General features: G+C 64.0%; 27 protein-coding genes and 1 other RNA gene. 10 read left to right on the top strand and 18 right to left on the bottom strand.

The genetic code is table 11. The features are described 5' to 3' along the window. Position 1 precedes the first annotated feature (1 nt). From ilvN to miaA, 4 genes are all read right to left on the bottom strand, one after another. Complete coding sequence (ilvN, locus tag FXB38_RS28140) at positions 2–544, bottom strand: acetolactate synthase small subunit (protein ID WP_148754180.1); 543 nt, start codon at positions 542–544, stop codon at positions 2–4. An 11-nt stretch (positions 545–555) separates the two neighbouring features. Next, a complete protein-coding gene (locus tag FXB38_RS43075; protein ID WP_187435191.1) occupies positions 556–696 on the bottom strand; it encodes a hypothetical protein in 141 nt (46 codons plus the stop codon). Positions 697–768: 72 nt separating this feature from the next. Then, complete coding sequence (locus tag FXB38_RS28135) at positions 769–2544, bottom strand: acetolactate synthase 3 large subunit (protein WP_148754179.1); 1776 nt, start codon at positions 2542–2544, stop codon at positions 769–771. Positions 2545–2874: 330 nt separating this feature from the next. Next, positions 2875–3816 carry a tRNA (adenosine(37)-N6)-dimethylallyltransferase MiaA gene (gene miaA / locus FXB38_RS28130; protein ID WP_148754178.1) on the bottom strand — a complete coding sequence of 314 codons (942 nt, stop codon included), beginning with the start codon at positions 3814–3816 and terminating at the stop codon, positions 2875–2877. Positions 3817–3827: 11 nt separating this feature from the next. Between miaA and serB the strand changes: the two genes are divergently transcribed. Continuing rightward, the gene (gene serB / locus FXB38_RS28125; RefSeq protein ID WP_148754177.1) at positions 3828–4733 is read left to right on the top strand and encodes a phosphoserine phosphatase SerB; all 906 of its coding nucleotides are present in this window, start codon (positions 3828–3830) and stop codon (positions 4731–4733) included. A gap of 125 nt (positions 4734–4858) precedes the next feature. Here serB and FXB38_RS28120 read toward each other — a convergent pair whose 3' ends face one another. The 12 genes from FXB38_RS28120 to FXB38_RS28065 all read right to left on the bottom strand — a co-directional run bounded on the left by FXB38_RS28120 (position 4859) and on the right by FXB38_RS28065 (position 15576). Continuing rightward, positions 4859–6370, bottom strand: a complete 1512-nt coding sequence (locus tag FXB38_RS28120; protein ID WP_148754176.1) for a Do family serine endopeptidase — start codon at positions 6368–6370, stop codon at positions 4859–4861. A gap of 144 nt (positions 6371–6514) precedes the next feature. Then, positions 6515–6721 carry a DUF2065 domain-containing protein gene (locus tag FXB38_RS28115; RefSeq protein ID WP_057747247.1) on the bottom strand — a complete coding sequence of 69 codons (207 nt, stop codon included), beginning with the start codon at positions 6719–6721 and terminating at the stop codon, positions 6515–6517. A 71-nt stretch (positions 6722–6792) separates the two neighbouring features. Beyond that, positions 6793–7689, bottom strand: coding sequence for a protease modulator HflC (gene hflC / locus FXB38_RS28110; RefSeq protein ID WP_148754175.1), 897 nt, complete (start codon positions 7687–7689; stop codon positions 6793–6795). Further along, entirely contained in the window at positions 7686–8822 is a 1137-nt protein-coding gene (gene hflK, locus FXB38_RS28105; RefSeq protein ID WP_148754174.1) for an FtsH protease activity modulator HflK, read from the bottom strand. Before hflK ends, hflC begins: the two co-directional genes overlap by 4 nt. A gap of 160 nt (positions 8823–8982) precedes the next feature. Further along, entirely contained in the window at positions 8983–9498 is a 516-nt protein-coding gene (locus tag FXB38_RS28100) for a dihydrofolate reductase (RefSeq protein ID WP_148754173.1), read from the bottom strand. After that, the gene (locus tag FXB38_RS28095) at positions 9498–9983 is read right to left on the bottom strand and encodes a GNAT family N-acetyltransferase (RefSeq protein ID WP_148754172.1); all 486 of its coding nucleotides are present in this window, start codon (positions 9981–9983) and stop codon (positions 9498–9500) included. Before FXB38_RS28095 ends, FXB38_RS28100 begins: the two co-directional genes overlap by 1 nt. 5 nt (positions 9984–9988) lie before the next feature. Further along, positions 9989–10783, bottom strand: coding sequence for a thymidylate synthase (locus tag FXB38_RS28090; protein WP_148754171.1), 795 nt, complete (start codon positions 10781–10783; stop codon positions 9989–9991). 170 nt (positions 10784–10953) lie between these two features. After that, positions 10954–11937: a tripartite tricarboxylate transporter substrate binding protein BugD gene (locus FXB38_RS28085; RefSeq protein WP_148754170.1), complete on the bottom strand. Its 984-nt coding sequence runs from the start codon at positions 11935–11937 to the stop codon at positions 10954–10956. 124 nt (positions 11938–12061) lie between these two features. Beyond that, positions 12062–13576, bottom strand: a complete 1515-nt coding sequence (locus tag FXB38_RS28080; RefSeq protein WP_148754169.1) for a tripartite tricarboxylate transporter permease — start codon at positions 13574–13576, stop codon at positions 12062–12064. Positions 13577–13583: 7 nt separating this feature from the next. Next, the gene (locus tag FXB38_RS28075; protein WP_148754168.1) at positions 13584–14345 is read right to left on the bottom strand and encodes a tripartite tricarboxylate transporter TctB family protein; all 762 of its coding nucleotides are present in this window, start codon (positions 14343–14345) and stop codon (positions 13584–13586) included. A gap of 95 nt (positions 14346–14440) precedes the next feature. Further along, entirely contained in the window at positions 14441–14971 is a 531-nt protein-coding gene (locus FXB38_RS28070) for a chromate transporter (RefSeq protein ID WP_148754167.1), read from the bottom strand. Then, positions 14968–15576: a chromate transporter gene (locus FXB38_RS28065; protein WP_148754166.1), complete on the bottom strand. Its 609-nt coding sequence runs from the start codon at positions 15574–15576 to the stop codon at positions 14968–14970. The genes FXB38_RS28070 and FXB38_RS28065 overlap by 4 nt, the downstream gene beginning before the upstream one ends. Before the next feature lie 84 nt (positions 15577–15660). Between FXB38_RS28065 and ssrA the strand changes: the two genes are divergently transcribed. From ssrA to feoB, 7 genes are all read left to right on the top strand, one after another. Next, positions 15661–16036: a transfer-messenger RNA gene (gene ssrA / locus FXB38_RS28060) on the top strand. 114 nt (positions 16037–16150) lie between these two features. Next, positions 16151–16669: an SspB family protein gene (locus FXB38_RS28055; RefSeq protein ID WP_148754165.1), complete on the top strand. Its 519-nt coding sequence runs from the start codon at positions 16151–16153 to the stop codon at positions 16667–16669. 88 nt (positions 16670–16757) lie between these two features. Next, on the top strand, positions 16758–18191 hold the full coding sequence (gene fumC / locus FXB38_RS28050; protein ID WP_148754164.1) for a class II fumarate hydratase: 1434 nt from the start codon (positions 16758–16760) through the stop codon (positions 18189–18191). Between the two features lie 279 nt (positions 18192–18470). Next, positions 18471–18659: a DUF4169 family protein gene (locus tag FXB38_RS28045; RefSeq protein WP_148754163.1), complete on the top strand. Its 189-nt coding sequence runs from the start codon at positions 18471–18473 to the stop codon at positions 18657–18659. Continuing rightward, a complete protein-coding gene (locus tag FXB38_RS28040; protein WP_148754162.1) occupies positions 18656–18910 on the top strand; it encodes a ribbon-helix-helix domain-containing protein in 255 nt (84 codons plus the stop codon). The genes FXB38_RS28045 and FXB38_RS28040 overlap by 4 nt, the downstream gene beginning before the upstream one ends. A gap of 113 nt (positions 18911–19023) precedes the next feature. Further along, entirely contained in the window at positions 19024–19299 is a 276-nt protein-coding gene (locus FXB38_RS28035) for a FeoA family protein (protein ID WP_148754161.1), read from the top strand. 24 nt (positions 19300–19323) lie between these two features. Beyond that, on the top strand, positions 19324–21195 hold the full coding sequence (feoB, locus tag FXB38_RS28030) for a ferrous iron transporter B (protein ID WP_148754160.1): 1872 nt from the start codon (positions 19324–19326) through the stop codon (positions 21193–21195). 316 nt (positions 21196–21511) lie between these two features. Here the strand turns inward: feoB and FXB38_RS28025 are convergent, their stop codons facing one another. Further along, complete coding sequence (locus tag FXB38_RS28025) at positions 21512–22048, bottom strand: response regulator (protein ID WP_347340243.1); 537 nt, start codon at positions 22046–22048, stop codon at positions 21512–21514. Positions 22049–22102: 54 nt separating this feature from the next. Here FXB38_RS28025 and FXB38_RS28020 point away from each other — a divergent pair, with 54 nt between their 5' ends. Next, positions 22103–22336, top strand: coding sequence for a hypothetical protein (locus FXB38_RS28020; RefSeq protein ID WP_148754159.1), 234 nt, complete (start codon positions 22103–22105; stop codon positions 22334–22336). A 97-nt stretch (positions 22337–22433) separates the two neighbouring features. Here FXB38_RS28020 and FXB38_RS28015 read toward each other — a convergent pair whose 3' ends face one another. Continuing rightward, positions 22434–22697 (bottom strand): cupin domain-containing protein, encoded by a 264-nt coding sequence (locus FXB38_RS28015; RefSeq protein ID WP_246230204.1) that lies wholly within the window; start codon positions 22695–22697, stop codon positions 22434–22436. A gap of 259 nt (positions 22698–22956) precedes the next feature. On the opposite strand from FXB38_RS28015, the gene FXB38_RS28010 reads away from it, so the two are divergent. Beyond that, positions 22957–23319, top strand: a complete 363-nt coding sequence (locus FXB38_RS28010) for a hypothetical protein (RefSeq protein WP_148754157.1) — start codon at positions 22957–22959, stop codon at positions 23317–23319. Positions 23320–23342 lie beyond the last annotated feature (23 nt).

The following is a 23342-nucleotide window of genomic DNA, read 5'->3' as shown; positions in this document are numbered from 1 at the left end:
GTCACATCCCCTCAGGCCCGCGGCCGATCGCGGCAACGCCGGTGCGCGACACCTCGACAAGGCCGAGCGGGCGCATCAGGTCGATGAACTGGTTGATTTTGTCCGTATTGCCTGTGATCTCGAACACGAAGCTCTCGGTGGTGGCGTCGATCACGCGGGCGCGGAACGCATCCGCCAGCCGCAGCGCCTCGACGCGATGTTCGCCCTGCCCGCGCACTTTCACCATCGCAAGCTCACGTTCGATCGAGCGCTTGGTCTGGGTCATGTCGACGACCTGGTAGACCGGAATCATGCGGTCGAGCTGGTGTTTGATCTGCTGGATCACCATCGGCGTGCCCGTGGTGACGATGGTGATGCGCGAGAGGTGCGTCTGGCTCTCGGTCTCCGAGACCGTGAGGCTCTCGATGTTGTAGCCGCGCCCCGAGAACAGGCCGATCACACGGGCGAGCACGCCGGGCTCGTTCTGCACGAGCACCGCAAGCGTGTGCGTCTCGTTGGGATCGTGGCGCTCCTCGATGAAGTAGGCGGATGCGGGCTGGTTCATTGTCGTCCCTTTCAAAACTTCTTCGTCATGCCCGCGAAGGCGGGCATCCAGTAATCACCGGCGCCTGAGATTCCCACGACTGCCGCGGCGTACTGGATCGTCCGGTCAAGCCGGACGATGACAGCGGAATTTTTCGCAGTTGCTCGGGTCATCGTGCGACTCCCCGCAAGCGGGGAGAGGCGAAGAAGGCGCGCTCGTCTCTCCTGAACCATCGTTCCGCTAACTCACACCAGCGCCTTGCCGCCGGCGAACGCCTTGGCCGTGGCTTCGTCGTTGGCCTGCTCCGGCAGCAGCATCTCGTTGTGCGCCTTGCCTGAGGGGATCATCGGGAAGCAGTTTTCGAGCGCCGCGACGCGGCAGTCGAACAGCACCGGGCGCTTGACCGAGATCATCTCCTTGATGGCGCCTTCGAGATCGCCAGGCTTGGTGACCTGGAGACCGACGCCGCCATAGGCTTCCGCGAGCTTGACGAAATCCGGCAGCGCCTCCGAGTAGGAATGCGACAATCGGTTGCCGTGGAGCAGCTGCTGCCACTGCCTCACCATGCCCATGTAGTGGTTGTTCAGGATGAAGATCTTGATCGGCAGCTCGTACTGAACCGCCGTCGACATCTCCTGCATCGTCATCTGCACCGAGGCGTCGCCCGCGATATCGATGACGAGGCTGTCGGGATGGGCGACCTGCACGCCGATCGCGGCCGGCAGGCCGTAGCCCATGGTGCCGAGACCACCCGATGTCATCCAGCGGTGCGGCTCCTCGAAGCCGTAGAACTGCGCCGCCCACATCTGATGCTGACCGACTTCGGTCGTGATGTAGGTGTCCTTGCCGCGCGTCAGCTCGAACAGGCTCTGGATCGCGTGCTGCGGCAGGATGACATCGTTGCTCTTCTTGTAATAGAGCGAGTTGCGGGCGCGCCACTGCGCGATCTGCTGCCACCAGGTCTTGACGTCGGGCTTCTTCGCCTCGGCCTTGAACACCTGCAGGATATCGCCGAGGATGTTGCCGCAATCGCCGATGATCGGCACGTCGACGCGGATGTTCTTGTTGATCGAGGACGGATCGATGTCGATGTGGATCTTCTTCGAGTTCGGCGAGAACGCATCGACACGGCCAGTGATGCGGTCGTCGAAGCGCGCGCCAACGCACAGCATGACATCGCAGTCATGCATGGTCATGTTGGCTTCGTAGGTGCCGTGCATGCCGAGCATGCCGAGCCAGTTCTTGCCCGACGCCGGATACGCACCCAGGCCCATCAGCGTCGAGGTGATCGGGAAGCCCGTGACCTCGACCAGCTCGCGCAGCAACTTCGTTGCCTCGGGACCGGAATTGATGACGCCGCCGCCGCTATAGATCACCGGACGCTTAGCGCCCGCGAGCAGTGACACGGCCTTGCGGATCTGCGTCGCATCGCCCTTCACGCGCGGCGCATAGGAGCGGTGCACGTCGGACTTGCGCGGCGGATGATAGGTGCCGGTGGCGAACTGCACGTCCTTGGGAACGTCGACGAGCACCGGGCCCGGACGGCCCGTGGTCGCAACGTAGAACGCCTCGTGCAGCACTTTTGCGAGATCGTTGACGTCGCGCACCAGCCAATTGTGCTTGGTGCAAGGGCGCGTGATGCCGACGGTGTCGCATTCCTGGAATGCGTCGTTGCCGATCAGATGTGTCGGCACTTGGCCGGAGATGCAGACCAGCGGGATCGAATCCATCAGCGCGTCGGTCAGCGGCGTCACCATGTTGGTGGCGCCGGGACCGGAGGTCACCAGCGCAACGCCGGGCTTGCCGGTCGAGCGTGCGTAGCCCTCGGCGGCATGGCCCGCGCCCTGCTCATGGCGGACCAGGATGTGCTGGACCTCGCTCTGCTGGAAGATCTCGTCGTAGATCGGAAGCACCGCGCCGCCGGGATAGCCGAAAATGTCGGTCACGCCGTGATCGATGAGCGCGCGGACGATCATCGCGGCGCCGGTCATCTGGTTCGGATCGTGGCTCTTGTCGCTCATTGGCTTGCTCCGGATGCGCTGTTGTCAGCGGCTTCGTTCGTGTCTGATTCGGGAAATAAAAAAGGCCCCGAAGAGGGACCCTGCACACCGCCTGTCATATGGATGGCAGCTAGCCACCCCCGGCGGTGTGCCTGGGTACGACGACGATAAGGAGGTTGGTAATAATATTACGCATGGCAGGCGCTCAGCTTCCCAAAGGTTGCGCGAAACATAACGACCAAAGCCCCGATGTCAAGGCAAAGCGGCCGTTCCCGCGCGATTTTGGCAATGTAGCGTTGTTCCCGGGGTTCGGCGAGAGGTAAAATCGAGAACTCGAGCACAAAAGCGCGTTTAGCGGGAGGCTCGGGCCGCGTTGGCGGCGCCCGCGAGCCATCCCCTCGCCTCGTCCGGCTTCACCCACTCGAATTCGGGAAGCTGGTGCCGGAACCAGGTGAATTGCCGCTTGGCATAGTGGCGTGTGTCGGCCCGGCCGATCATCGCGGCGTCCTCCAGACTGAGCTCACCGCGCAGCTGCCGGATCAGCGCAGGCACGCCATGAGCCTTCATGGCCGGCAGCAGTGGGTCCAGGCCGCGGGCGGCGAGCTGCTCGATCTCGGTCAGGGCACCGGCGGCCAACATGGCGTCGAAACGGGCGTCGATGCGGGCATAGAGCTCGTCGCGCTCGGGCGCGAGAAACACCGCGCGAAAACTGTCCTTCGGCAGCAGCGGCGGCTGGCCCTCATGGTGCCAGTCGAGCAGCGAACGGCCGGTCGCCTCGATCACTTCGAGCGCACGCGCGATCCGCGTCCGGTCGCGGAGATTCAGTCGTTCGGCCGCACGCGGATCGCGGCGCGCGAGTTCCGCATGCAGCGCCTCGACGCCGTTCCGCTCCAATCGGGCACGTACGTCCTCACGTATTTCCGCAGCGATCGGCGGCACCACCGAGAGACCCGCCGTCAGCGCCTTGAAATACAGCCCGGTGCCGCCGATGAAGATCGGCAGGCGGCCCTCAATCCGCGCTTCTTCGAGCGCCTTCGCGGCATCAGCCACCCAGGCGCCGGCGGAAAAGTTCACGGCCGCATCGACATGGCCATAGAGGCGATGCGGAATGCGCGCCTCCTCATCCTGCGTGGGGCGCGCCGTGATGATGCGGAGGTCGCGATAAACCTGCATGGAATCGGCATTGATGACGATTCCGCCCGCGCTCAGCGCAAGCTCCAGCGCCAGCGCCGACTTGCCGCTGGCGGTCGGGCCTGCGATAAGCACGGCCTTGCTCGAATGCCTCTCGCTCACGAAAACCTCAAATGTCCCTCGTCGCCACGCTGATCTGCAACCCAAACAATCCCGCCCTCGACTCGACCATCGTCGACGGCGCCCGCGCTGTGCTGCCGCAAGCGGTACCCGCGCACTGGCTGTTCGACGGGGTTGCGGTCGACATTCCCTTCGGCGCCGACAGTAACCTCGAAGGCGACCGTCACGCCATCGAAGAGCGGTTGCGCGAGCTTCGCGGCGACCTGCCCATCGACATCGTGGTGCAGCCTGCCGGCGTCCGGCGCAAGAAGCTTTTTCTCGCCGACATGGATTCCACCATGATCGGCCAGGAATGCATCGACGAGCTGGCCGATCTCGTCGGGATGAAGGCCCACGTGGCCGCCATCACCGAGCGCGCAATGCGCGGCGAGATCGAGTTCGAGCCGGCGCTGCGCGAGCGCGTCGCGCTACTGAAGGACCTCCCTGCCGGCGTCGTCGACAAGGTGGTGGCCGAACGCATCACGCTGACACCGGGCGGCCGCGAATTGGTCGCGACCATGCGCGCCCACGGCGCCTATACCTGCCTCGTCTCCGGCGGCTTCACCCTGTTCACCAGCGCGGTCGCCGCAAAAATCGGCTTTCAGGAGAATCGCGCCAACGAGCTCGTCGTGCGCGACGGCAAGTTCACCGGCGAAGTGAAGGAGCCGATCTTGGGCCGCGCGGCCAAGCTCGCGACGCTGGTGGATCTCATGGATTCGTTCGATCTCGACGACATCGACTCGGTCGTGGTCGGCGACGGCGCCAACGACCTGGCGATGATCCAGGCGGCGGGCTTGGGCGTGGCGTATCACGCCAAACCGGCAGTAGCTGCAGCGGCAGCGGCGAGGATCGATCACGGCGATCTCACCGCGCTGCTGTATGCGCAGGGGTACAAGCGCGAGGAGTTTGTCGAGGGGTAGCGAACGCGGAGCCGCCGTAGGGTGGGCAAAGGCGCACTTGCGCCGTGCCCACCACTCTTGCTGCGACGGTAAAAAGGATGGTGCGCACGCTTTCGCTTTGCCCACCCTACAGGACGTTGCCTCGACTACTGCACGCTCAGCGCCACAAAGCGCAGCTCGCCGTCGCCGTTCGAGACCAGCAGCAGCGCGGACTTCTTGCCGTCCTTCTTGAGCTGCTCGATCCGCTTCTGGATATCGGCGCCGCTCGCGACCGCTTCCTGCGCGACTTCGACGATGACGTCGCCGGCGGAGAGACGCTTCTCGGCAGCATCCGAATTGGCATCGACATTGGTGACGACCACACCCTTGACGGTGTCCTTGATCTTGTAGCGCGTGCGCAGATCCTTGTTCAGCACGGCGAGATCGAGGCCGAGCGCCTTCTGCGTCACCAGCTTCTCCGGCGGCGGCTCGTCGGTCTTCACGGCGGCCTGCACCTTGTCGGGATCCTGCAGGCGGCCGAGCGTGACCTTCTTGGTCTGCTCCTCGCCCTTGCGGATGATGACGACGTCGACCTCCTTGCCGACCGCGGTGTCGGCGACGACGCGAGACAGGTCCTTCGGGTCCTTGACGTCCTTGCCGTCGAACCTGACGACGACGTCGCCCGGCTCGATGCCGGCCGGCTTGGCCGGGCCCTTGTCGTCGATGCCGGCCACCAGCGCGCCGCGCGCCGGCTTGATGTTGAGGCTCTCGGCAATCTCGTCGGTGACGCTCTGGATGCGCACGCCAAGCCAGCCGCGACGCAATTCGCCGAACTGGCGGAGCTGGTCGACGACGCCTGCGACCGTCTTCGACGGCACGGCGAAGCCGATGCCGATCGAGCCGCCAGAGGGCGAGATGATCAGGGTGTTGACGCCGATGACGTCGCCTTCGAGGTTGAACAGCGGGCCGCCGGAATTGCCGCGATTGATCGCGGCGTCGGTCTGGATGTAGCTGTCATAGGGCCCCGAGGAGATGTCGCGGTTCTTGGCCGAGACGATGCCCGCGGTCACCGTGCCGCCGAGGCTGAAGGGGTTGCCGATCGCCACCACCCAGTCACCCAGACGCAGCTTGTCGGAGTCGCCGAATTTCACCGAGACGAGCGGCTTCGGCGGCTTGAACTTCAAGACGGCAAGATCGGTCTTCTTGTCGACACCGACGAGGTCAGCCTTGATCTTGGTGCCGTCGTTGAGAATGACGTTGATCTCGTCGGCATCGGCGATGACGTGGTTGTTGGTCACGACGACACCGGAGGTGTCGATGATGAAGCCGCTTCCGAGCGAGTTGGTCTTGCGCGGCGGGCCGCTGCCGTTATCGCCGCCCTTGCTGCCGCCACCGGGTCCTTTCCGGTTCTTGAAGAAGTCATCGAAGAATTCCTCGAAGGGCGAACCGGGCGGCAGTTGCGGCATGGTGTTGCTGCCGCCGCCCTTGGCCTCGACCGTCTGCGAGGTCGAGATGTTGACGACCGCGTCGATCACCTTCTCGGCGACGTCGGCGATGCCCTCCGGTCCGCGCGCCTGCGCCGGCGAGCCGAACACGCTGAAAGCGCCGACGGCGAGCGCGGCCAGCCCAAACCGCGCATGTTGGCGCAAGCGGGTCGTGACAATGGTGGCAGCGGTCATTGTGGTCTCCAGAGAATAAGGATTCGGCCTCAAGACTGCGCTCGAACGGGGGCGCGGCGCAAGCGCGTAGCTTAACGGGCCTCAAGACTCGAATAATACGGCGAAAACCCGCCTCCCGCCTTCACTTTGGCGTTGGCTGTGCCGCTAGATCGGCCGTCGCATCACCCAGATCAGGATCAGGCCGGCCACGGCCGAGCCGATCCCGACCGCCCGCAGGATATTGTCCGGCGTGGCGATGGCGCTTTTCATGGCCTTGCGCATCCAGTTCGGACTGGCCGCGAACATCAAGCCTTCCAGCACAAACAAGATGCCTAAGCCGATGAGGAAGTCGGCGAACGCAATGGACCTCATCGGATTGGAACCTCCCGTGGTGCTGTTCTTGTCTGGACGAAGGGCGGCCAAACCTGCCGCCCTTGTCTAGCTTACGGTTTCGCCGGCGTCCCGGTCGCCGTCTTGCCGGACGGGTTACCAAAATACCGGAAGAAATCCGAGTCCGGCCGCAGCAGGAAGCGGGTGTCGTCCTTCTTCAGTCCGTTCTCGTAGGCCGTCATCGACCGGTAGAAAGCGAAGAAGTCAGCATCCTTGCCATAGGCTTCGGCGAACAGGCGGTTGCGCTCGGCGTCACCCACGCCGCGCGTCTGCTCGGCGGTCGAGTTCGCTTCCGCGATGATCACCGTCGCTTCACGATCGGCCTTGGAGCGGATCTCCTGCGCCTTCTGGCCGCCCTGCGCGCGGAACTCGGCTGCTTCGCGCTGACGTTCGGTCTGCATGCGCTGGTAGACCGCCTGGCTGTTCTGCTCAGGAAGATCCGCACGGCGGATCCGGACGTCGACGACCTCGATGCCGTAGCCGTCGGCCTCGTGGTCGAGCTGCTCGCGGATGCGTCCCATCAGCTTCTCGCGCTCATCACGCACCACGGTGATGAAGTTGACCTCGCCGAGCACGCGGCGCAGCGCTGCGTTCAAGAGCGAAGTGAGCTGGAGGTTCGCCGCCTGGATCGAGCCGACACTCTGATAGAAGCGTAGCGCGTCCTTGATGCGGTAGCGCGCAAAGGCGTCGACCACGAGCCGCTTCTGGTCGGAGGCAATGACCTCCTGCGACGGGTTTTCCAGGTCGAGGATCCGCTTGTCGATGTTGATCACGGAGTTCCAGGGTGCCTTGAAGTGCAGCCCGGGGTCAGTGACGACGTCCACCGGCTTACCGAATTGCAGCACGATGGTCTGCTCGGTCTGCTGCACCGTGAACAGCGACATGTAGGCGACGATCATCACCAGCAGCAGCGCAAGCAGCGCGACAATGCCTGTAACCGGAGACCTCATCGTGTGCCTCCGCTCGACTGCTGACCCGTCGTGGTGGGCCGCTTGGTCGTCAATTCGTTGAGCGGCAGATAGGGCACGACGCCCTGGCCCGAGGAGCCTCCGTCATAAATCAGCTTCTCGGAGCCACCGAGCACCCGCTCCATCGTCTCCAGATAGATCCGTTCACGCGTCACGTCGGGCGCCTTCTTGTATTCCTCGTACACCTTCAGGAAGCGGGAGCTCTGGCCCTTGGCCTCGGCAACCGCCTGCTCCTTGTAGCCTTCGGCCGCCTGCACGATCTGCGCCGCGCGGCCTCGCGCGTCCGGCACGACCTTGTTGGCGTAGGTCTGGGCTTCATTCTGCAACTGCTCGAGATTGGCGCGCGCCGCCTGCACGTCGCGGAACGCGTCGATCACCTGTGCCGGCGGATCGACCTTCTGCATCTGCACCTGGGCGATCTGGATGCCCGCGCCGTAGCCGTCGAGCGTCCTCTGCATCAAATCCTGCACGGTGGTCTCGGTCTGCGTCCGCGCGCCGGTCAGGATCGGCTGGATATTGGAGCGGCCGATCACCTCGCGCATCGCGCTTTCGGCGACCGCCTTCACGGTGCCCTCGGGGTTCTGGATGTTGAACAGGAAGTTGCCGACGCCGTTGGGCTTGATCCGCCACAGCACGGTGAAGTCGACATCGACGATGTTCTCGTCGCCGGTCAGCATCAGGCTCTCTTCCGGCACGTCGCGGATCGAGCGGCCGCGGCGGGCGGGATCGTCGATCAGGGTCATGCCGATGGAAATGGTCGACACGCGCAGCGCCTTCGGCAGCAGCACTGTCTCGATCGGATAGGGCAGATGGTAGTTCAGCCCGGGGTCCACGGTGCGCACGTGCTTGCCAAAGCGCAGCACGACGCCCTGTTCTTCAGACTGCACCCTGAAGAAGCCCGACAGCAGCCAGAGCGCGACGATGATGAGCAGGATCAGCGTGATGCCGATGCCGGAGAAATAGCCGCCCGGCATGATCTGCTGCAGCCGGTCCTGGCCACGCCGCAGAAGGTCCTCCAGATCCGGCGGCCTCGGCCCGACCGGTTGTGGGCCTGTGCCCCATGGTCCTTTCGGACCCGAGCCCCATGGGCCACCGCCCTGATTCTTCCACGGCATTCGACGCTCTCCTCGGCAGGCCGGGACTAGAACTTAAGCCGGCCCGCATTGTCCGGTCCGGCTTTATAGGGGACCGAAAGGACCCTTACAACGCAAGCCTAACCGACCCACGAGCTATGCTCGGGGGCGGAAAAGTCAATGTAAACATTGGCGAATGCAGTTAATGGGACCGCCGCCGACGATATGTCACATAGGAGAAGTCGGCGCTGTCGTCGGGGCCGGCGGGATGGCGGACGCGCCCGGTCTCATCCCACCGCGCCCTGTCGATGTCGAAATGCGTGTCGCCGTCGGGCCGCGCATGCACTTCCGTGATCTCGAGGCGATCGGCGCGATCGAGCCATTGCCGGTAGATTTCGGCACCGCCGATCACGGCGATTTCAGCGGCTGAACGCCGCAGGGCATCCCCAAGCGCAACCGCGCCCGCATCCGCCGCCGATGTCGTGACGACAGCGCCGGCGGCGCGATAGGCCGGATCGCGCGTGATCACGATGTTGGTGCGGTTCGGAAGCGGCCGGCGCCCAGGCAAGGATTCAAAGGTCTTGCGGCCCATGATCACGGGCCTGCCGATGGTGAGCGCCTTGAAGCGCGCCATGTCGGATTTCAATCGCCACGGGATCGCGTTGCCGGCACCGATGATGCCGTTCTCCGCAATCGCAACGACGAAGACGATCTCCATCAGGACGCGCTCCCTGCAAGCCGCGTCAGCGCAGGACCGGAGACGCGGCACAGCGTCCAGTCGTCCAGCAACGCCGCGCCGAGCGATTTGTAGAACGCGATCGACGGCGCGTTCCAGTCGAGCACCGCCCATTGCAAGCGCGACCAGCCGTTGTCGACGCATTCCTTCGCCAGATAGACCAGCAGCGCCTTGCCGAGGCCCCTGCCTCGATGCGACGGCCGCACATACAAATCTTCGAGATAGATGCCGTGGCGGCCGCTGAAGGTGGAGAAATTGAGGAACCAGACCGCAAAGCCGACCGGCTCACCGTTCCACTCGGCAATCGCGCAGAACAGCCGCGGGTCGGCGCCGAACAGCGCGCCGGCAATCATCGCCTCGGTCGCCTCGACCTCATGCGAGAGCTTTTCGTACTCGGCGAGTTCGCGGACGAACGAAAGAATGAGCCCGGCTTCGCCCGGACGCGCGCGGCGGATGTTGAGCGACATCGGCGCTAGACCGCGACTGCTGCCTTGATATGCGGATGCGGATCGTAGCCGACGAGCTCGAAATCCTCGTAGCGGAAGGAGAAGATGTCCTTCACGTCGGGATTGATCCGCATCACCGGCAGCGCTCGCGGCGCGCGCGTGAGCTGCAGCCGCGCCTGCTCCAAATGGTTGGAATAGAGATGCGTGTCGCCGAACGAATGCACGAAGTCGCCGGGCTTCAGGCCGGTGACCTGCGCCACCATCATGGTGAGCAGCGCGTAAGAGGCGATGTTGAAGGGCACGCCGAGGAAAACGTCGGCCGAGCGCTGGTAGAGCTGGCAGGACAGCTTACCGTTGGCGACGTAGAACTGGAACAGGCAGTGGCACGGCGGCAGCGCCATCTTGTCGACCTCGGCCGGATTCCAGGCCGAGACGATCAGGCGGCGCGAGTCCGGATTGCGCTTGATCATGTCGACGACATTGGCGATCTGATCGATGCTGCGTCCATCCGGCGCCGGCCAGGAGCGCCACTGATGGCCATAGACCGGGCCGAGATCGCCGTTGGCGTCCGCCCATTCGTCCCAGATGGTGACGCCGTTGTCGCGCAGATATTTGATGTTGGTGTCGCCCTTCAGGAACCACAGCAGCTCATGCACGATCGCCTTCAGCGGCAGCCGCTTGGTGGTCAGCATCGGGAAGCCGGCGGACAGATTGAAGCGCATCTGATGGCCGAACACCGACAGCGTGCCGGTACCGGTCCGATCGGTCTTCTCGGCGCCGTCTGAAAGAATCCGCTCGAGCAGGTCCTGATACTGGTGCATGTGCCAATGAGCCTTTGGGAAGGCGGCAAACTTAACGGCCACCCCCGTGCTACGACAGCGGCGATTCGCTGGTCTCGCCGATTATACCCGGAAAAGTGAGTGTTCTCGGCGCAAACGACAAGGGGCGGAACTAGCGTCCCGCCTCACGCCTATCGGCTTGATTGTACTGATTAACTTGCCGGCTTGAGCACCGGGGTCCACTTCGCGATCTCGGATTTGACGAGGGCGGCGAGCGCCTCCGGCGTCCGTTCCCCAGGGGTGGGAATGACGCTGCCGAGTTCGAGCAGGCGCTTCTTCACGGTCTCGTCGTCGAGCGCCTTGACGGCTGCGGCGTTCAGGCTCGCCAGGATCGCGGGCGAGGTTCCCTTCGGGGCGAACATCGCGTTCCAGGCCTGGGCCTGGAATGTGGTCAGGCCCGCTTCCGCCGTCGTTGGCACGTTCGGCAGCGACGGATTGCGTTCCGGCGTTGCGATCGCATAGGCCTTGATGGTGCCGGCATTGATCTGCGGCACGGCGTTGACGATCTGGTCGCACATGTAATCGACCTGGCCCGCCACCAGCGCGTTCATCGCAGGCCCCGTGCCGTTGAAGGGCACGCCGACCGGCTTGATGTCGAGGATGGAGTGCAGCAGCTCGCAGGACACGTGCGAGACCGAGCCGACGCCGGCATGCGCGGCGTTCACCTTCTCGGCGTTGGTTTTCACATAAGCGACGAACTCCTTGAGATCCTTCGGCGGGAAATCCTTGCGCGCCAGGATCAGGATCGGCGTGCCCGCCAGCAGCGCGATCGGCTCGAAGTCTTTCTCGGGATGGTAGGCGAGCTTCGGATAGAGCGGCACGGAGGCGGCGTGCGTGCCCATATGCCCGGTGATCAGCGCATAGCCGTCATTGGCCGCACGCGCAGCGCGCGTGGTCGCTGTGGTGCCGCCGGCGCCGACCACGTTCTCGATGATGATGCTCTGTCCGAGCGTCTGCGCCATGTGCGACGTGACGATGCGCGAGATCACGTCGGTCGGGCCACCGGCCGCGAACGGCACGATCATGGTAATGCTGCGGGTCGGATAGGTCTGCGCCTGAACCGGTGCGACAAAGGAGCACAGCGATGCAAGCACGGCTGCGCATGTGCCCGCGGCAAGCGTGCGAATAGACGTCATCTCGATCCCCTTGCCGTTCCCTTGCAACACAAAAATGCCGGCCTCACGGCCGGCATTCTCATTTCACGAAGCTGTCACGCAAGTCGATTGGACTTCCGAATGCGGCGCGCCGACGCAGGCGCGATCAGTTCTCGGATTCGGTGAACACCTCGTCGCGCTTGGCCCGCAAGAAAGGTAACACCGTGAGGACCAGCAGGAAGCCCGCGATCGCCAGCAGCACGGCCGATAACGGACGCGTCAGGAACACGGTCCAGTCGCCGCGCGAGATCAGCAGCGCGCGGCGCAAGTTCTCTTCCATCAGCGGTCCGAGCACCATGCCGAGCAACAGCGGTGCCGGCTCGAAATCGTGCTTGATCAGCCAGTAGCCGACCAAGCCGAACACACCTGCGAGGATGACGTCGACCGGCGCATTGTTCACCGAGTAGATGCCGATCGCGCAGAAGATCACGATCGAAGGGAACATCAGCCGGTAGGGAACGCGCAACAACCGCACCCAGATGCCGACCAGCGGCAGGTTGATGATGATCAGCATCAGATTGCCGATCCACATCGAGGCGATCATGCCCCAGACCAGATCAGGCTGCTTCTGCATCACCTGCGGACCCGGCACGATGCCGTGAATGGTCATCGCGCCCACCATCAGCGCCATCACCGCGTTCGGCGGGATGCCGAGAGTGAGCAGCGGGATGAAGGAGGTCTGCGCTGCGGCGTTGTTGGCGCTTTCCGGAGCCGCTACGCCCTCGATCGCGCCGCGGCCGAACCGCTTCGGATCCTTCGCAAGCTTCTTCTCGAGCGTGTAGGCAGCGAACGACGCAATCACCGCGCCGCCGCCCGGCAGGATGCCGAGGATCGAGCCGAGCACGGTGCCGCGCAGGATCGCCGGCGCCGAGTCGACCAAATCCTTCTTGGTCGGCATCAGGCCGGTGATCTTCTGCTGCACGAGATCGCGGTTCATCTCGGCACCGGCATCGAGGTTGCGGATGATCTCGGCAAAGCCGAACACGCCCATCGCCACCGTCGCAAAGCCGAGACCGTCGGCAAGCTCCGGAATGTTGAAGGCCATGCGCGAGGCGCCGGTCTCGATGTCCGAGCCGACCATCGACAGCAGCAGGCCGAACACGATCATCGCGATCGCCTTCAGCACCGAGCCCTTGGCCAGCACGACCGCGAAGATCAGGCCGAGCACCATCAGCGAGAAATATTCGGCCGGGCCGAACGCCAGCGCGAGCTTGGTCAAGGGCGCACCGAGCACCGCGATGAGCACGGTCGCTACGCAGCCGGCGAAGAACGAGCCGATGGCGGCGATCGCCAGCGCCGGGCCGGCGCGGCCCTGCTTGGCCATCGCGTGGCCGTCGATGGCGGTGACGACCGATGTCGCCTCGCCGGGGATGTTGACCAGGATCGACGTGGTCGAGCCGCCATACTGGGCGCCGTAATAAATGCCAGCGAGCATGATCAGCGCGCCGACCGGCGGCAGTCCGAAGGTGATCGGCAGCAGCATTGCGACGGTCGCGATGGTGCCGATGCCCGGCAGCACCCCGACCAGCGTGCCGACGAGGGCGCCGATCAGGCACATCAACAGATTGATCGGAGAGAATGCGACGGCAAAACCGTGAGCGAGGTTGGCAAAGAGCTCCATGACAGCCTCACTGAGCCAGGAAACGCGGGAACATCGGCATCGGCAACCCGAGCACGTACGGGAATAGAAGTGCGCAGCCGAGCGTCAGGCAGGCGCCGACGATGATCGTTTCGACCCAGCGCGTCTCATGCGTCCCCATCGCCGCGATCAGGAAGCTCACGAACGCCGAAACCACCACCCCAAGCGGACGGATCGCCAAGGCAAAGAAGACGATCGAGGCCATCACGAACAGCGGCCCGCGCCAGGAGTAATGCGCCATCGCCGGTCCATCGGCCAACAGTCCCGTCAATGCGATGCCGGCGCCAAGCGCAACGAGCAGCCCGCCGAACATCCGCGGCGCCGTGCCTGCGCCAAAGGAGAAGCCGCGCATCCCCTGCAAATCGCTCGAGGCCCACAGCGCGAACAGGGCGAGCGCCATCAGAACGATCCCGCCGACATAGTCCTGTGCCGACCTGATCGTCATGAAGATCGTCAGGATCGCCACCGCGAACAGCGGATAGGAATAGATCAGCGCCAGCAGCACATCCGATGACGCCTTCTTGGTGTCACCACCGACCGCGCCGAGCAACGCGCCGGGAGCACCCGCGAGCAGCGCAGTGGCATGGCTGATCACGACGGTGGCCGGGCCGCGGCCCACGCCCCAGCCGAAGATGGTTCCTATCGACCAGATGAACTCGAAAATCTGCGGCGCGAGCGCCAGCAGGCAGAACCCGATCGCCACCGAGGTGTTTCGTGTGGCTGTCGCCGAGTGGCCCATTGTATCGGCCATGCATGTCTCCTCCGCGACTCCTAAGTCACGAGCACTGTTGTTCTAATCGGCTGGAAAATGGATCCCCGGCCCGGATCATTGCCTAGCGATTTTCATCACACAATGCCAGCGAAACCCAACAGCCCCCCTGCGAGCAGAAGCCACAGCGGATTGATGCGCGAGACGGAGGCGATCAGGGCAACGGTCGCGGTCAGAAGCAGTGCAGCAATGGTGCGATCGGTCGATTGGGCCAGGATCAGGGCACTCGCCGCCATCAGTCCGATCGATAGCGGAACCAGTGCAGCCTGGATCAGGCCGGGCCAGCGCGATTGGCTCGGCCGGTTCAGGAGCCGGCTGACAAAATAGGCAAGCAGCGCCGTCGGCAGGCACATCGCCAGCGTTGCGGCCAGCGCGCCGGGGATGCCGGCAACGGCATAGCCGATTAGCGTGACGATAAGGACGTTGGGACCCGGCGAGAGCTGCGCTATCGCATAGGCGTCGGCGAACTGCTTGTCGGTCATCCAGTGATGCACATCAACGGCGATGCGGTGCATCTCGGGCACCGCCGCCGCCGCGCCGCCAACCGCGAACAGCGACATCAGACCAAAGATGGAGATCAGCGCCCAGATCGGGTTCTCGCTGGTCATGCTGCTACCTTCCGTCGCATCAGTGAGGTGACGCCGATGCTGAGCGGGATCGCGACCAGCAGCACCGCCCGCAACGGCAGGCGGAGCACGCCGATGGCTGTGAACACCGCGAGCATCAGGATCAGCGCGGCGGCATCCATCCGCTTGAGCAGCGGCGTCATCATCCGGAAGACCACCGCGATCAGGAGGCCGACGGCAGCGCAGGAGATGCCGGCAAGGCTGCGGCGCAGCACATCCACATCGCCGAACCGGGCGTAGATGATCGCGAGCACAGTCATGATCAGCGTCGGTGGCAACAGCAGCCCGGCGAATGCGGCAACGCCGCCCGCGATCCCGCGCAGCCGCGACCCGAACACCATCGACAGATTGACGATGTTGGGGCCGGGCAGGAAGTGGCAGAGCGCAAAGGTCTCGTTGAATTCGTCCGCCGTCATCCAGCGGTGCTGCTCGACGATGGCCCGCCGGGCAAACACCAGGACCCCGCCGAAGCCCGCCAGCGACATCCTGGCAAAGGCCAGAAACAGCGCCCACAGGCTAGGCGGAAGGCCATGAACGGCGGCAGGAATATCCGGCTCTTGGGCGGCCGGTGCTGAATCCGGGGACATGTCAGGAGCTTAGAACGTGGACCTCTTTGCGGCCAAGTCCGTCCGGAACCTATCCAAAGGGAACATCGCCATGGCCGCGCCAAACCCCTGTCTTTCGAAACCTTTGCCCCCTATATTGGGGGTGCCGGTTCGCCGGCTATGGAAATAAACGGTCGTCGCAATAAACCATTCGGACCCGGGGGCGGTACCCGGCGCCTCCACCAAAGCCCACCGATTTTCGGGCTTCAGCCTGCCGAGAGGCGGGTTTTGGCGGGGGCGAAATAGGATCGACGAGGGCGTAAAGGGCGAACTTTTTCCCGGTATTGTTCCGCCGTTATCGGGCTATGCAATAGTTGCCAACGACAACTTTGCTCCGGTTGCTCAGGCTGCGTAACGCAGTTTGAAAGACCATTCTGAAGTCCTAACGGGTTAAGCTCCGTTAGGCGGGGTTCGGAGGCACCTGGCAACAGAAGCCTCCACTTACCTCTGATTTCCTTCCCGGCGGGGACTCCTGCTGACCCGTCAGGCGCGGTACTATTGCGGCTTGGCGAGTCGGGCCGGCAGGGCCCGCCTCCTGGAATGCAACAGGACCACCATGGCGACCGATCATATCCGATACGATGTGCTGGCCCGCGATGCGCTGCGCGGCGTGCTGCGCAAGGTGCTGACCGATGCCGCGGCCCATGGCCTGCCAGGCGAACATCATTTCTTCATCACCTTCCTATCAAAGGCCGAGGGCGTGAAGATCTCGCCGCGGCTGCTCGCGCAATATCCCGAAGAGATGACGATCATCCTCCAGCACCAGTTCTGGGATCTAACCGTGCTCGAGGACCGCTTCGAGGTCGGCCTGTCCTTCGGCGGCATTCCGGAGCGACTGATCGTGCCGTTCAGCGCGATCAAGAGCTTCCTCGATCCGTCCGTGAAGTTCGGCCTCCAGTTCGAGACCTCAGATGTCGCCGAGGTGGCGGGCGAGAATTTGCCGGCGACCCCGGCACCATCAGCCGCAGCAGTGCCCGCACCGGCCACTGAAGCTGCGGAGACCGCGGAAGAGCCGACCCCGCCGAACCAGGGTGGCGCCGAGGTCGTGCGGCTCGATCGTTTCCGCAAGAAATGATCCAGGTTGGCCGCGAGACCGTCGCACCCGGCCAAACTCCCTATATAGAAGAGCACATGAAGAGGCCGCGCGGCGTTCGTGCGGCAGAATGGATGTGCTCATGGCCAAAGCTGCCCGCGCGAAGACCGCCCGCCCAGCGACCCGCATCGAGACCGACAGTTTTGGTCCCATCGAGGTCCCCGCCGATCGTTATTGGGGGGCGCAAACCGAACGCTCACGCCAGAATTTTCGCATCGGCATCGACCGCATGCCGATCTCGCTCGTGCATGCGCTCGGCATCGTCAAGCTTGCGGCCGCACAGTCGAATCTCGAGCTTGGCCTGCTCGACAAGCGCCGCGCCAACGCCATCATCCGCGCCGCGCACGAGGTGATCGAGGGCAAGCTCGACGATCATTTCCCGCTTGTCGTGTGGCAGACCGGCTCGGGTACCCAGAGCAACATGAACCTCAACGAGGTCATCGCCAACCGCGCCAACGAGCTGCTCGGCGGCGACCTCGGCAGCAAGAAGCCGGTGCATCCCAACGACCACGTCAACATGAGCCAGTCGTCGAACGACTCTTTCCCGACCGCGATGCACATTGCGGCCGCAAGCCGCGTCACCGCCGATCTCGTCCCCGCCCTCGGCGAGCTGCACCGCGCGCTGCGCAATAAGGAGAAAGAGTTCGCCAAGATCGTGAAGATCGGCCGCACCCACACCCAGGATGCGACGCCGCTGACGCTCGGTCAGGAATTTTCGGGCTATGCCGCGCAGGTCGAGAGCGGCATCGCGCGGCTCAAAGTCGCGGTGAAGGACCTCTATCCGCTGGCGCAGGGCGGCACCGCCGTCGGCACCGGCCTCAACTCCAAGCCGCGCTTCGCAAAGCTGTTTGCAAAGCACGTCGCCGGGATCACGAAACTTCCCTTCACCAGCGCCGCCAACAAATTCGAGGCGCTGGCCTCGAACGATGCCTATGTGCTGGCGCACGGCGCCATCAATTCCGTCGCGACAGGCCTGTTCAAGATCGCCAACGACATCCGCCTGCTCGGATCGGGTCCGCGCTCGGGCCTCGGCGAATTGATCCTGCCGGAGAACGAGCCGGGCTCATCGATCATGCCTGGCAAGGTCAATCCGACCCAATGCGAGGCAATGACCATGGTGTGCTGCCAGGTGTTCGGCAATCACACCGCGATCACGGTCGCCGGCAGCCAGGGCCATTTCGAGCTCAACGTCTACAAGCCCGTGCTCGCTTACAACATGCTGCACTCGATCCGCCTGATGGCGGACGCCGCGCGCTCATTCACCGAGCATTGCGTCAGCGGCATCCGCGCCGACCAGAAACACATCAAGGATCTGATGGAGCGTTCGCTGATGCTGGTGACCGCGCTCGCGCCGAAGATCGGCTACGACAACGCAGCCAAGGTGGCCAAGACCGCGCATGCCAACGGCACCACGCTAAAGGAGGAAGCGCTGCGGCTCGGCTTCGTCTCGGCGGATGAATTCGACCGCCTGGTGCAGCCGGAGAAGATGACGCGGCCTGGATGAATTCCGAATTCCGACAGTCATCCGTAATGATACGGAGCCCCAAGGCTCATAATTATAAGGCTTAAAGGACAGGATTTGATTACCGTCAATGTGGCATTGGGGCGCGTCCTACGCAAAGCCCCGCTGCCCCTGACGGGGCGGAATTCATCGTTTGATGGCCCCTCGAGGCCGATTGACGAGGACGAGCGAATGACGATCAAGTCTTGCGAGGCGCAACGCGGCGCCCTGTTTCTGGAAATTTCATCCAACCTGAAGAGGAGCGGGTGATGGAGACGCGGCATGGGGAACGTCATCAACCTGAATCGTTTCCGGAAGCGCGCCGAGCGGGAAGCCTCGGCGAAGCAGGCGGACGCCAACCGAACGAAGTTCGGCCGCACGAAGGCGGAGCGGTCGGCGGAGGAGACCCGCGCGGACCAGGCGAAGGAGCATCTGGACCAGCGCCGGATCGATCGCGAGGAGCAGCCATGAAATCGCCCGTCGTGAAGCGTTCGATCGTGGTCGCCGGCCACAAGACCAGCGTCAGCCTGGAAGAGGCGTTCTGGAACGGCATGAAGGAGATCTCGGGCCTGCGCAACATGACGCTGTCCGAGCTCGTCGGCGAAATCGACGGCGCCCGCCAGCAGGGCAATCTGTCCTCGGCGATCCGCCTGTTCGTGCTCGACTACTTCAAGAGCCGCGCCATGGCCGCCATCCAGCCGGAAAAGGTCGCGGCGCAGTAGCGCCGGGGCGCTCCGCCCACGGCTTCGTGATCTGCACTTTAAAATCCCTCTAAGGTGCAGTTTCGACGAGCGTGCGCGCTTGACCTCAATGCCCTGCGTTGAAAATACAGGGCATGACCGACACCCATGATACGCGCCGCGAGATGCCGCTGGGCCTGGCCAAGCGCGGCTATACCGGCGTCATCCAGCACCTCTCCGCCAAGGACGCCGGCTCGGCTCTCTCAGACATCGAGCTCGAGAGCCGGCTGATCGAGCTCGGCTTCGTCGAGGGGGCCAGGGTGGAGGTCCTGCACGAGGGGCTGGTCGGACGCGACCCGATCGCCGTTCGTGTAGACAACATCACCATCGCGGTGCGCCGCCGCGAAGCCATGGCCATCATCGTCGCCTGAGATCGCGACCGGACATCCGATCCCATGGAATTACCCCTTCTGCATCTCGCCCTGGTCGGCACGCCAAACAGCGGCAAGACCTCGCTGTTCAATGCCCTGACCGGCAGCCGGCAGAAGGTGGCGAACTATCCGGGCGTCACCGTCGAGCGCAAGGAAGGTTTTTTCGTCACCCCGCAGGGCCGCCAGGTCTCCGTCGTCGACCTGCCCGGCACCTATTCGCTGCGCGGCCGCAGCCCGGACGAGGAGATCACCCGCGATTTCGTGCTCGGCAAGGCCTCCGGCGAGACCTTGCCCGACCTCGTGCTGTGCGTGGCGGACTCGACCAATCTGCGCCTGACCATCCGCCTGCTGCTCGAGCTGAAGCGCACCGGGCGGCCGATGATCCTCGTGCTCAACATGTTCGACATCGCGAGCCGCCGCGGCATCTCGGTCGACGTCGAGCGGCTTGCCAAGGAGCTCGGCGTGCCCGTGGTCACCTCGATCGCGGTGCGCAAGGGCGGCACGGCCGACCTGTTGGCGCTGACCGACGAGATCTCGGCGAAGCTCGCGGCCGAACCTGCCGAGAACAGCTGGCGCGCACTCAGCGTCGCCGAGTTGCGCGCCACCCAGCGCGAGGCCGATCGCATCATCTCGGACTGCGTCAGCCTGCCTGCTAGCCCCGACACCTGGACCGCGCGGATCGACGCGATCGTGCTACATCCGGTCGGCGGCCTCATCGTGCTCGCGCTCATCCTGTTCGTGATGTTCCAGGCAGTGTTCGCCTGGGCGCAGCCGCTGATGGAGCTGTTGCAATCGGGCTTCGACGCGCTCGGCGACATCGTCCACGCCACCCTGCCCGAGGGCCTGGTGCAAAGCTTCCTGCAGAACGGCGTGATCTCCGGCGTCGGCAGCGTCATCGTGTTCCTGCCGCAGATCATCATCATCTTCCTGTTCATCCTGCTGCTGGAAGATTTCGGCTACATGGCGCGCGCGGCGTTCCTGATGGACCGCATCATGGGCGGCGCCGGCCTGCACGGCCGCGCTTTCATTCCGCTGCTATCGAGCTTTGCCTGCGCCATCCCCGGCATCATGGCGACGCGCGTCATCGACAACAAGCGCGACCGGCTGACCACGATCCTGATCGCGCCGCTGATGACCTGCTCGGCGCGCATCCCGGTCTACACACTGATCATCTCGGCCTTCATTCCGGCCAAGGACGTATGGGGCTTCATCAACCTGCAGGGCCTCGTGATGTTCGGGCTCTATACGGCCGGCATCGCCAGCGCGCTGATCGTCTCGTTCGTGATCAAGTTCTTCATGCTGCGCGACTACGCGCCGGCGCCGTTCATGCTCGAGCTGCCGGACTACAAGATGCCGAGATTGAAATCGATCGCGATCGGCATCTTCACCCGCGCAAAGATGTTCCTGCAGCGCGCCGGCACCACGATCTTCTCGATGATGGTGCTGATCTGGTTTCTGGCCTCGTTCCCGCAGCCGCCCGCGGGCGCGACCGAGCCCGCGATCGATTTCAGCCTGGCCGCCATCATCGGCAAGGCGCTCGCGCCGCTGCTCGCCCCGGTCGGCTTCAACTGGCAGATCGCGGTGGCGCTGATCCCGGGCATGGCGGCGCGCGAGGTCGCGGTCGCGGCACTCGGCACCGTCTATGCGATCGAAGGCGGCAAGGAAGCGGCCGAGCAGATCGGCCAGGTGCTGGCAACGAAATGGTCGCTCGCGACCGCGCTGTCGATGCTCGCCTGGTACATCTTCGCCCCGCAATGCGCCTCGACGCTCGCCGTGATCCGGCGCGAGACCGGAAGCTGGGGCTGGATGGCGGCGACCTTCGCCTACATGCTGGTGCTGGCTTATGCGGCGAGCCTCCTGACCTACAACGTCGCGGTCGCGTTAGGGGCCGGCTAGCGTCCCACTCGAAACTGAAATGGCGAAAACAACCCCATGCACAGTAGATTGGGGGCGCCGGGATGTTATCCGGTGGCTTTTGCGAAGCCGTTGATGCGTCCGAAGAAATAGACGTAGCCGGTAGGATGGGTAGAGCGAAAGCGAAACCCATCACGCTTCAGCTCGGAGGCAACGATGGGTTTCGCAAGAGCTCTATCCATCCTATGCACTCGATGCGCGCTACGGATTACGCGGCGCTTGACCCGTCGGGCAAAACAGGCGCACGATGCCATCATCAATCTTCATCGATATGGCGAGGATGTCGCGATCTACCGTATCAGGCGGTGATACTCGAATCGCCGGCAGCTCGCAGCGTCATGAGGGCCGCCACGAGCCGCTCGGGCTGAAACGGCTTTTCGAGCAGCACGCTGTTGGGCACGCCCTGTGACTTCCACAATGCAGCGTCAGCGCCGCTCGTGATGTACACGACCGGAAGGTTTGGATCCTTCTCTCGCATGCGCCGGGCCAGATCCCAGCCGTTCAGCTTGCCGCCCAGATAGACATCGGTCACGAGCGCCTTGTGATTTTTTCCGCGCGCTATGAACACCGTGATCGCCTCCTCGCCGGAGGCGAGGATGTCGGACGTAAAGCCAGCCTGCGCCAGCGCCATTTCGAGCACGCCCTGAAGCAGATATTCGTCCTCGACGATCAGGATCGAAGGCTGTCCCGACATGTTTGCCTTTTGCTGGCCGGTTATCCGAAGCGGCGCATGTTCCAATTCGCGCGCAATCCAGCACGTGGGTTTGGCATTCTCGCGGCAGACCGCATGAAACCTGAACAGCCATTCAAGAAAGTTTCTTGCCAGTTCCAGCAACAGGCGATGGCGGCAGAAGTTGACCTTTCGACGATGCAGAAGGAGGAGGAACAGATGAGGAAGCTGACTTACGCTATCGCGGCAATCGCAACGCTTGCAATCGGTGCCCCCACCATCGCCAATGCGGGTGGCGTCGGCGTCTATGTCGGCGGCGACCGCGACGATTATTATGGCCCGCGCGCACGCTTCTACGAGCATGACCGCGGCTGGCATCATGGCTGGTACCACCACGATCGCGACTACGACCGCGGCTTCGTGATCCGTCGCCATCACTGGGATGACGATTAAGTCATGCCACGGTGCAACGAGGAGGCCTCGCTTCGGCGAGGCCTTTTTGTATCTGATGCGGAACAGCTGTCAGTTCCGCCGAGAACGGCGCGACGCTTCACGGCTCCAGCGTGTAGGGCCGCCCGGGTTCAAGCACATAGATCGTCAGAAAGCGGAGCGGACGGTCCGGGTCGCAATTGCGAAAGTGCGTATGTGGAAGATCCGCGCGGTCCTGCAGCGTCTCCCCCGCGCGATACTGCCGGGGCGCGTCGCTGCCATAAGCGGACTCGGCAACGCCTTCGACGATGTAGGTCGCGCCTGCAACGGGATGGCGGTGAAGCGGAGCGACGCCGCCGGGCGGATAGGTGACCTCGACGACCATGAGCTCCTGATTGCCAGGCAATGGAAGGCGTTCGAGAATTTTGCGCGTGACACCGGCAAAGCCTGCTAGTGGCGCGCTTGCGTGAGCGTCTGGACGTTCAGCCATACAGCACCTTTTCGTCGGCCTCAGATTTGAACGCAGCCCGGCAAAGGTCCGGCTGCGCGCACGGTAGTTCTCTATAAATCCTGGCGCGAATGACAGGAACAGTCCCACTCGAATTTGAATGGCGTTCCCGCAATCGACTGTCTATGGTCGGCTCATGTCGCGCCTCTTATGTCTATTTGTTGCTGCCATCCTGTCGCTGCTGCCGGTCGTTGCGCCCGCGGCGTCGGCGCCCAAAAAGCCCAAGCAAAGCTGGCATGGCTACGGTTTCCTGCCGGGCTATCGCCAGCCGCTCAGCAACAGCCAGCCGATCTTCATGCAGAAGAACGGCTTTCGTCGCTACGCGCGCGAGAACCAGCGCCCCTGGTATATCGATCCCGTGCCGAGCTATTACCGCTACATTGACGGCGAATGGCACTATTTCGGCCGGCCCGGCTTCGGCGGCTCCCGCTACAATGGCGGCAGCTTCGGTCCGTGCTGGACCCGGACGCCGATCGGCGCGATCTGGAATTGCGGCTGATCCGTCCGTCGCAATTCAATCAG

The sequence above is a fragment of the Bradyrhizobium cytisi genome (genome assembly GCF_008123515.1).
In the GTDB taxonomy this organism is placed as follows: Bacteria; Pseudomonadota; Alphaproteobacteria; order Rhizobiales; family Xanthobacteraceae; genus Bradyrhizobium; species Bradyrhizobium cytisi.
Note: the sequence above shows the minus strand (reverse complement) of the source record. Positions and strands in the feature narration are given on the sequence as shown.

What these genes read in the sequence shown, in the direction of transcription:
- FXB38_RS43075 (WP_187435191.1), bottom strand. Translation starts at nt 696, where the DNA reads ATGACCCGAGCAACTGCGAAAAATTCCGCTGTCATCGTCCGGCTTGAC.
- serB (WP_148754177.1), top strand. Translation starts at nt 3,828, where the DNA reads ATGTCCCTCGTCGCCACGCTGATCTGCAACCCAAACAATCCCGCCCTC.
- FXB38_RS28085 (WP_148754170.1), bottom strand. Translation starts at nt 11,937, where the DNA reads ATGACGTCTATTCGCACGCTTGCCGCGGGCACATGCGCAGCCGTGCTT.
- feoB (WP_148754160.1), top strand. Translation starts at nt 19,324, where the DNA reads ATGGAATTACCCCTTCTGCATCTCGCCCTGGTCGGCACGCCAAACAGC.
- hflC (WP_148754175.1), bottom strand. Translation starts at nt 7,689, where the DNA reads ATGAGGTCTCCGGTTACAGGCATTGTCGCGCTGCTTGCGCTGCTGCTG.
- FXB38_RS28070 (WP_148754167.1), bottom strand. Translation starts at nt 14,971, where the DNA reads ATGACCAGCGAGAACCCGATCTGGGCGCTGATCTCCATCTTTGGTCTG.
- FXB38_RS28035 (WP_148754161.1), top strand. Translation starts at nt 19,024, where the DNA reads ATGACCGACACCCATGATACGCGCCGCGAGATGCCGCTGGGCCTGGCC.
- FXB38_RS28010 (WP_148754157.1), top strand. Translation starts at nt 22,957, where the DNA reads ATGTCGCGCCTCTTATGTCTATTTGTTGCTGCCATCCTGTCGCTGCTG.
- hflK (WP_148754174.1), bottom strand. Translation starts at nt 8,822, where the DNA reads ATGCCGTGGAAGAATCAGGGCGGTGGCCCATGGGGCTCGGGTCCGAAA.
- FXB38_RS28095 (WP_148754172.1), bottom strand. Translation starts at nt 9,983, where the DNA reads ATGTCGCTCAACATCCGCCGCGCGCGTCCGGGCGAAGCCGGGCTCATT.
- FXB38_RS28065 (WP_148754166.1), bottom strand. Translation starts at nt 15,576, where the DNA reads ATGTCCCCGGATTCAGCACCGGCCGCCCAAGAGCCGGATATTCCTGCC.
- FXB38_RS28040 (WP_148754162.1), top strand. Translation starts at nt 18,656, where the DNA reads ATGAAATCGCCCGTCGTGAAGCGTTCGATCGTGGTCGCCGGCCACAAG.
- FXB38_RS28120 (WP_148754176.1), bottom strand. Translation starts at nt 6,370, where the DNA reads ATGACCGCTGCCACCATTGTCACGACCCGCTTGCGCCAACATGCGCGG.
- FXB38_RS28090 (WP_148754171.1), bottom strand. Translation starts at nt 10,783, where the DNA reads ATGCACCAGTATCAGGACCTGCTCGAGCGGATTCTTTCAGACGGCGCC.
- FXB38_RS28020 (WP_148754159.1), top strand. Translation starts at nt 22,103, where the DNA reads ATGAGGAAGCTGACTTACGCTATCGCGGCAATCGCAACGCTTGCAATC.
- ilvN (WP_148754180.1), bottom strand. Translation starts at nt 544, where the DNA reads ATGAACCAGCCCGCATCCGCCTACTTCATCGAGGAGCGCCACGATCCC.
- FXB38_RS28075 (WP_148754168.1), bottom strand. Translation starts at nt 14,345, where the DNA reads ATGGCCGATACAATGGGCCACTCGGCGACAGCCACACGAAACACCTCG.
- FXB38_RS28045 (WP_148754163.1), top strand. Translation starts at nt 18,471, where the DNA reads ATGGGGAACGTCATCAACCTGAATCGTTTCCGGAAGCGCGCCGAGCGG.
- FXB38_RS28080 (WP_148754169.1), bottom strand. Translation starts at nt 13,576, where the DNA reads ATGGAGCTCTTTGCCAACCTCGCTCACGGTTTTGCCGTCGCATTCTCT.
- FXB38_RS28135 (WP_148754179.1), bottom strand. Translation starts at nt 2,544, where the DNA reads ATGAGCGACAAGAGCCACGATCCGAACCAGATGACCGGCGCCGCGATG.
- FXB38_RS28055 (WP_148754165.1), top strand. Translation starts at nt 16,151, where the DNA reads ATGGCGACCGATCATATCCGATACGATGTGCTGGCCCGCGATGCGCTG.
- FXB38_RS28015 (WP_246230204.1), bottom strand. Translation starts at nt 22,697, where the DNA reads ATGGTCGTCGAGGTCACCTATCCGCCCGGCGGCGTCGCTCCGCTTCAC.
- FXB38_RS28115 (WP_057747247.1), bottom strand. Translation starts at nt 6,721, where the DNA reads ATGAGGTCCATTGCGTTCGCCGACTTCCTCATCGGCTTAGGCATCTTG.
- fumC (WP_148754164.1), top strand. Translation starts at nt 16,758, where the DNA reads ATGGATGTGCTCATGGCCAAAGCTGCCCGCGCGAAGACCGCCCGCCCA.
- FXB38_RS28100 (WP_148754173.1), bottom strand. Translation starts at nt 9,498, where the DNA reads ATGGAGATCGTCTTCGTCGTTGCGATTGCGGAGAACGGCATCATCGGT.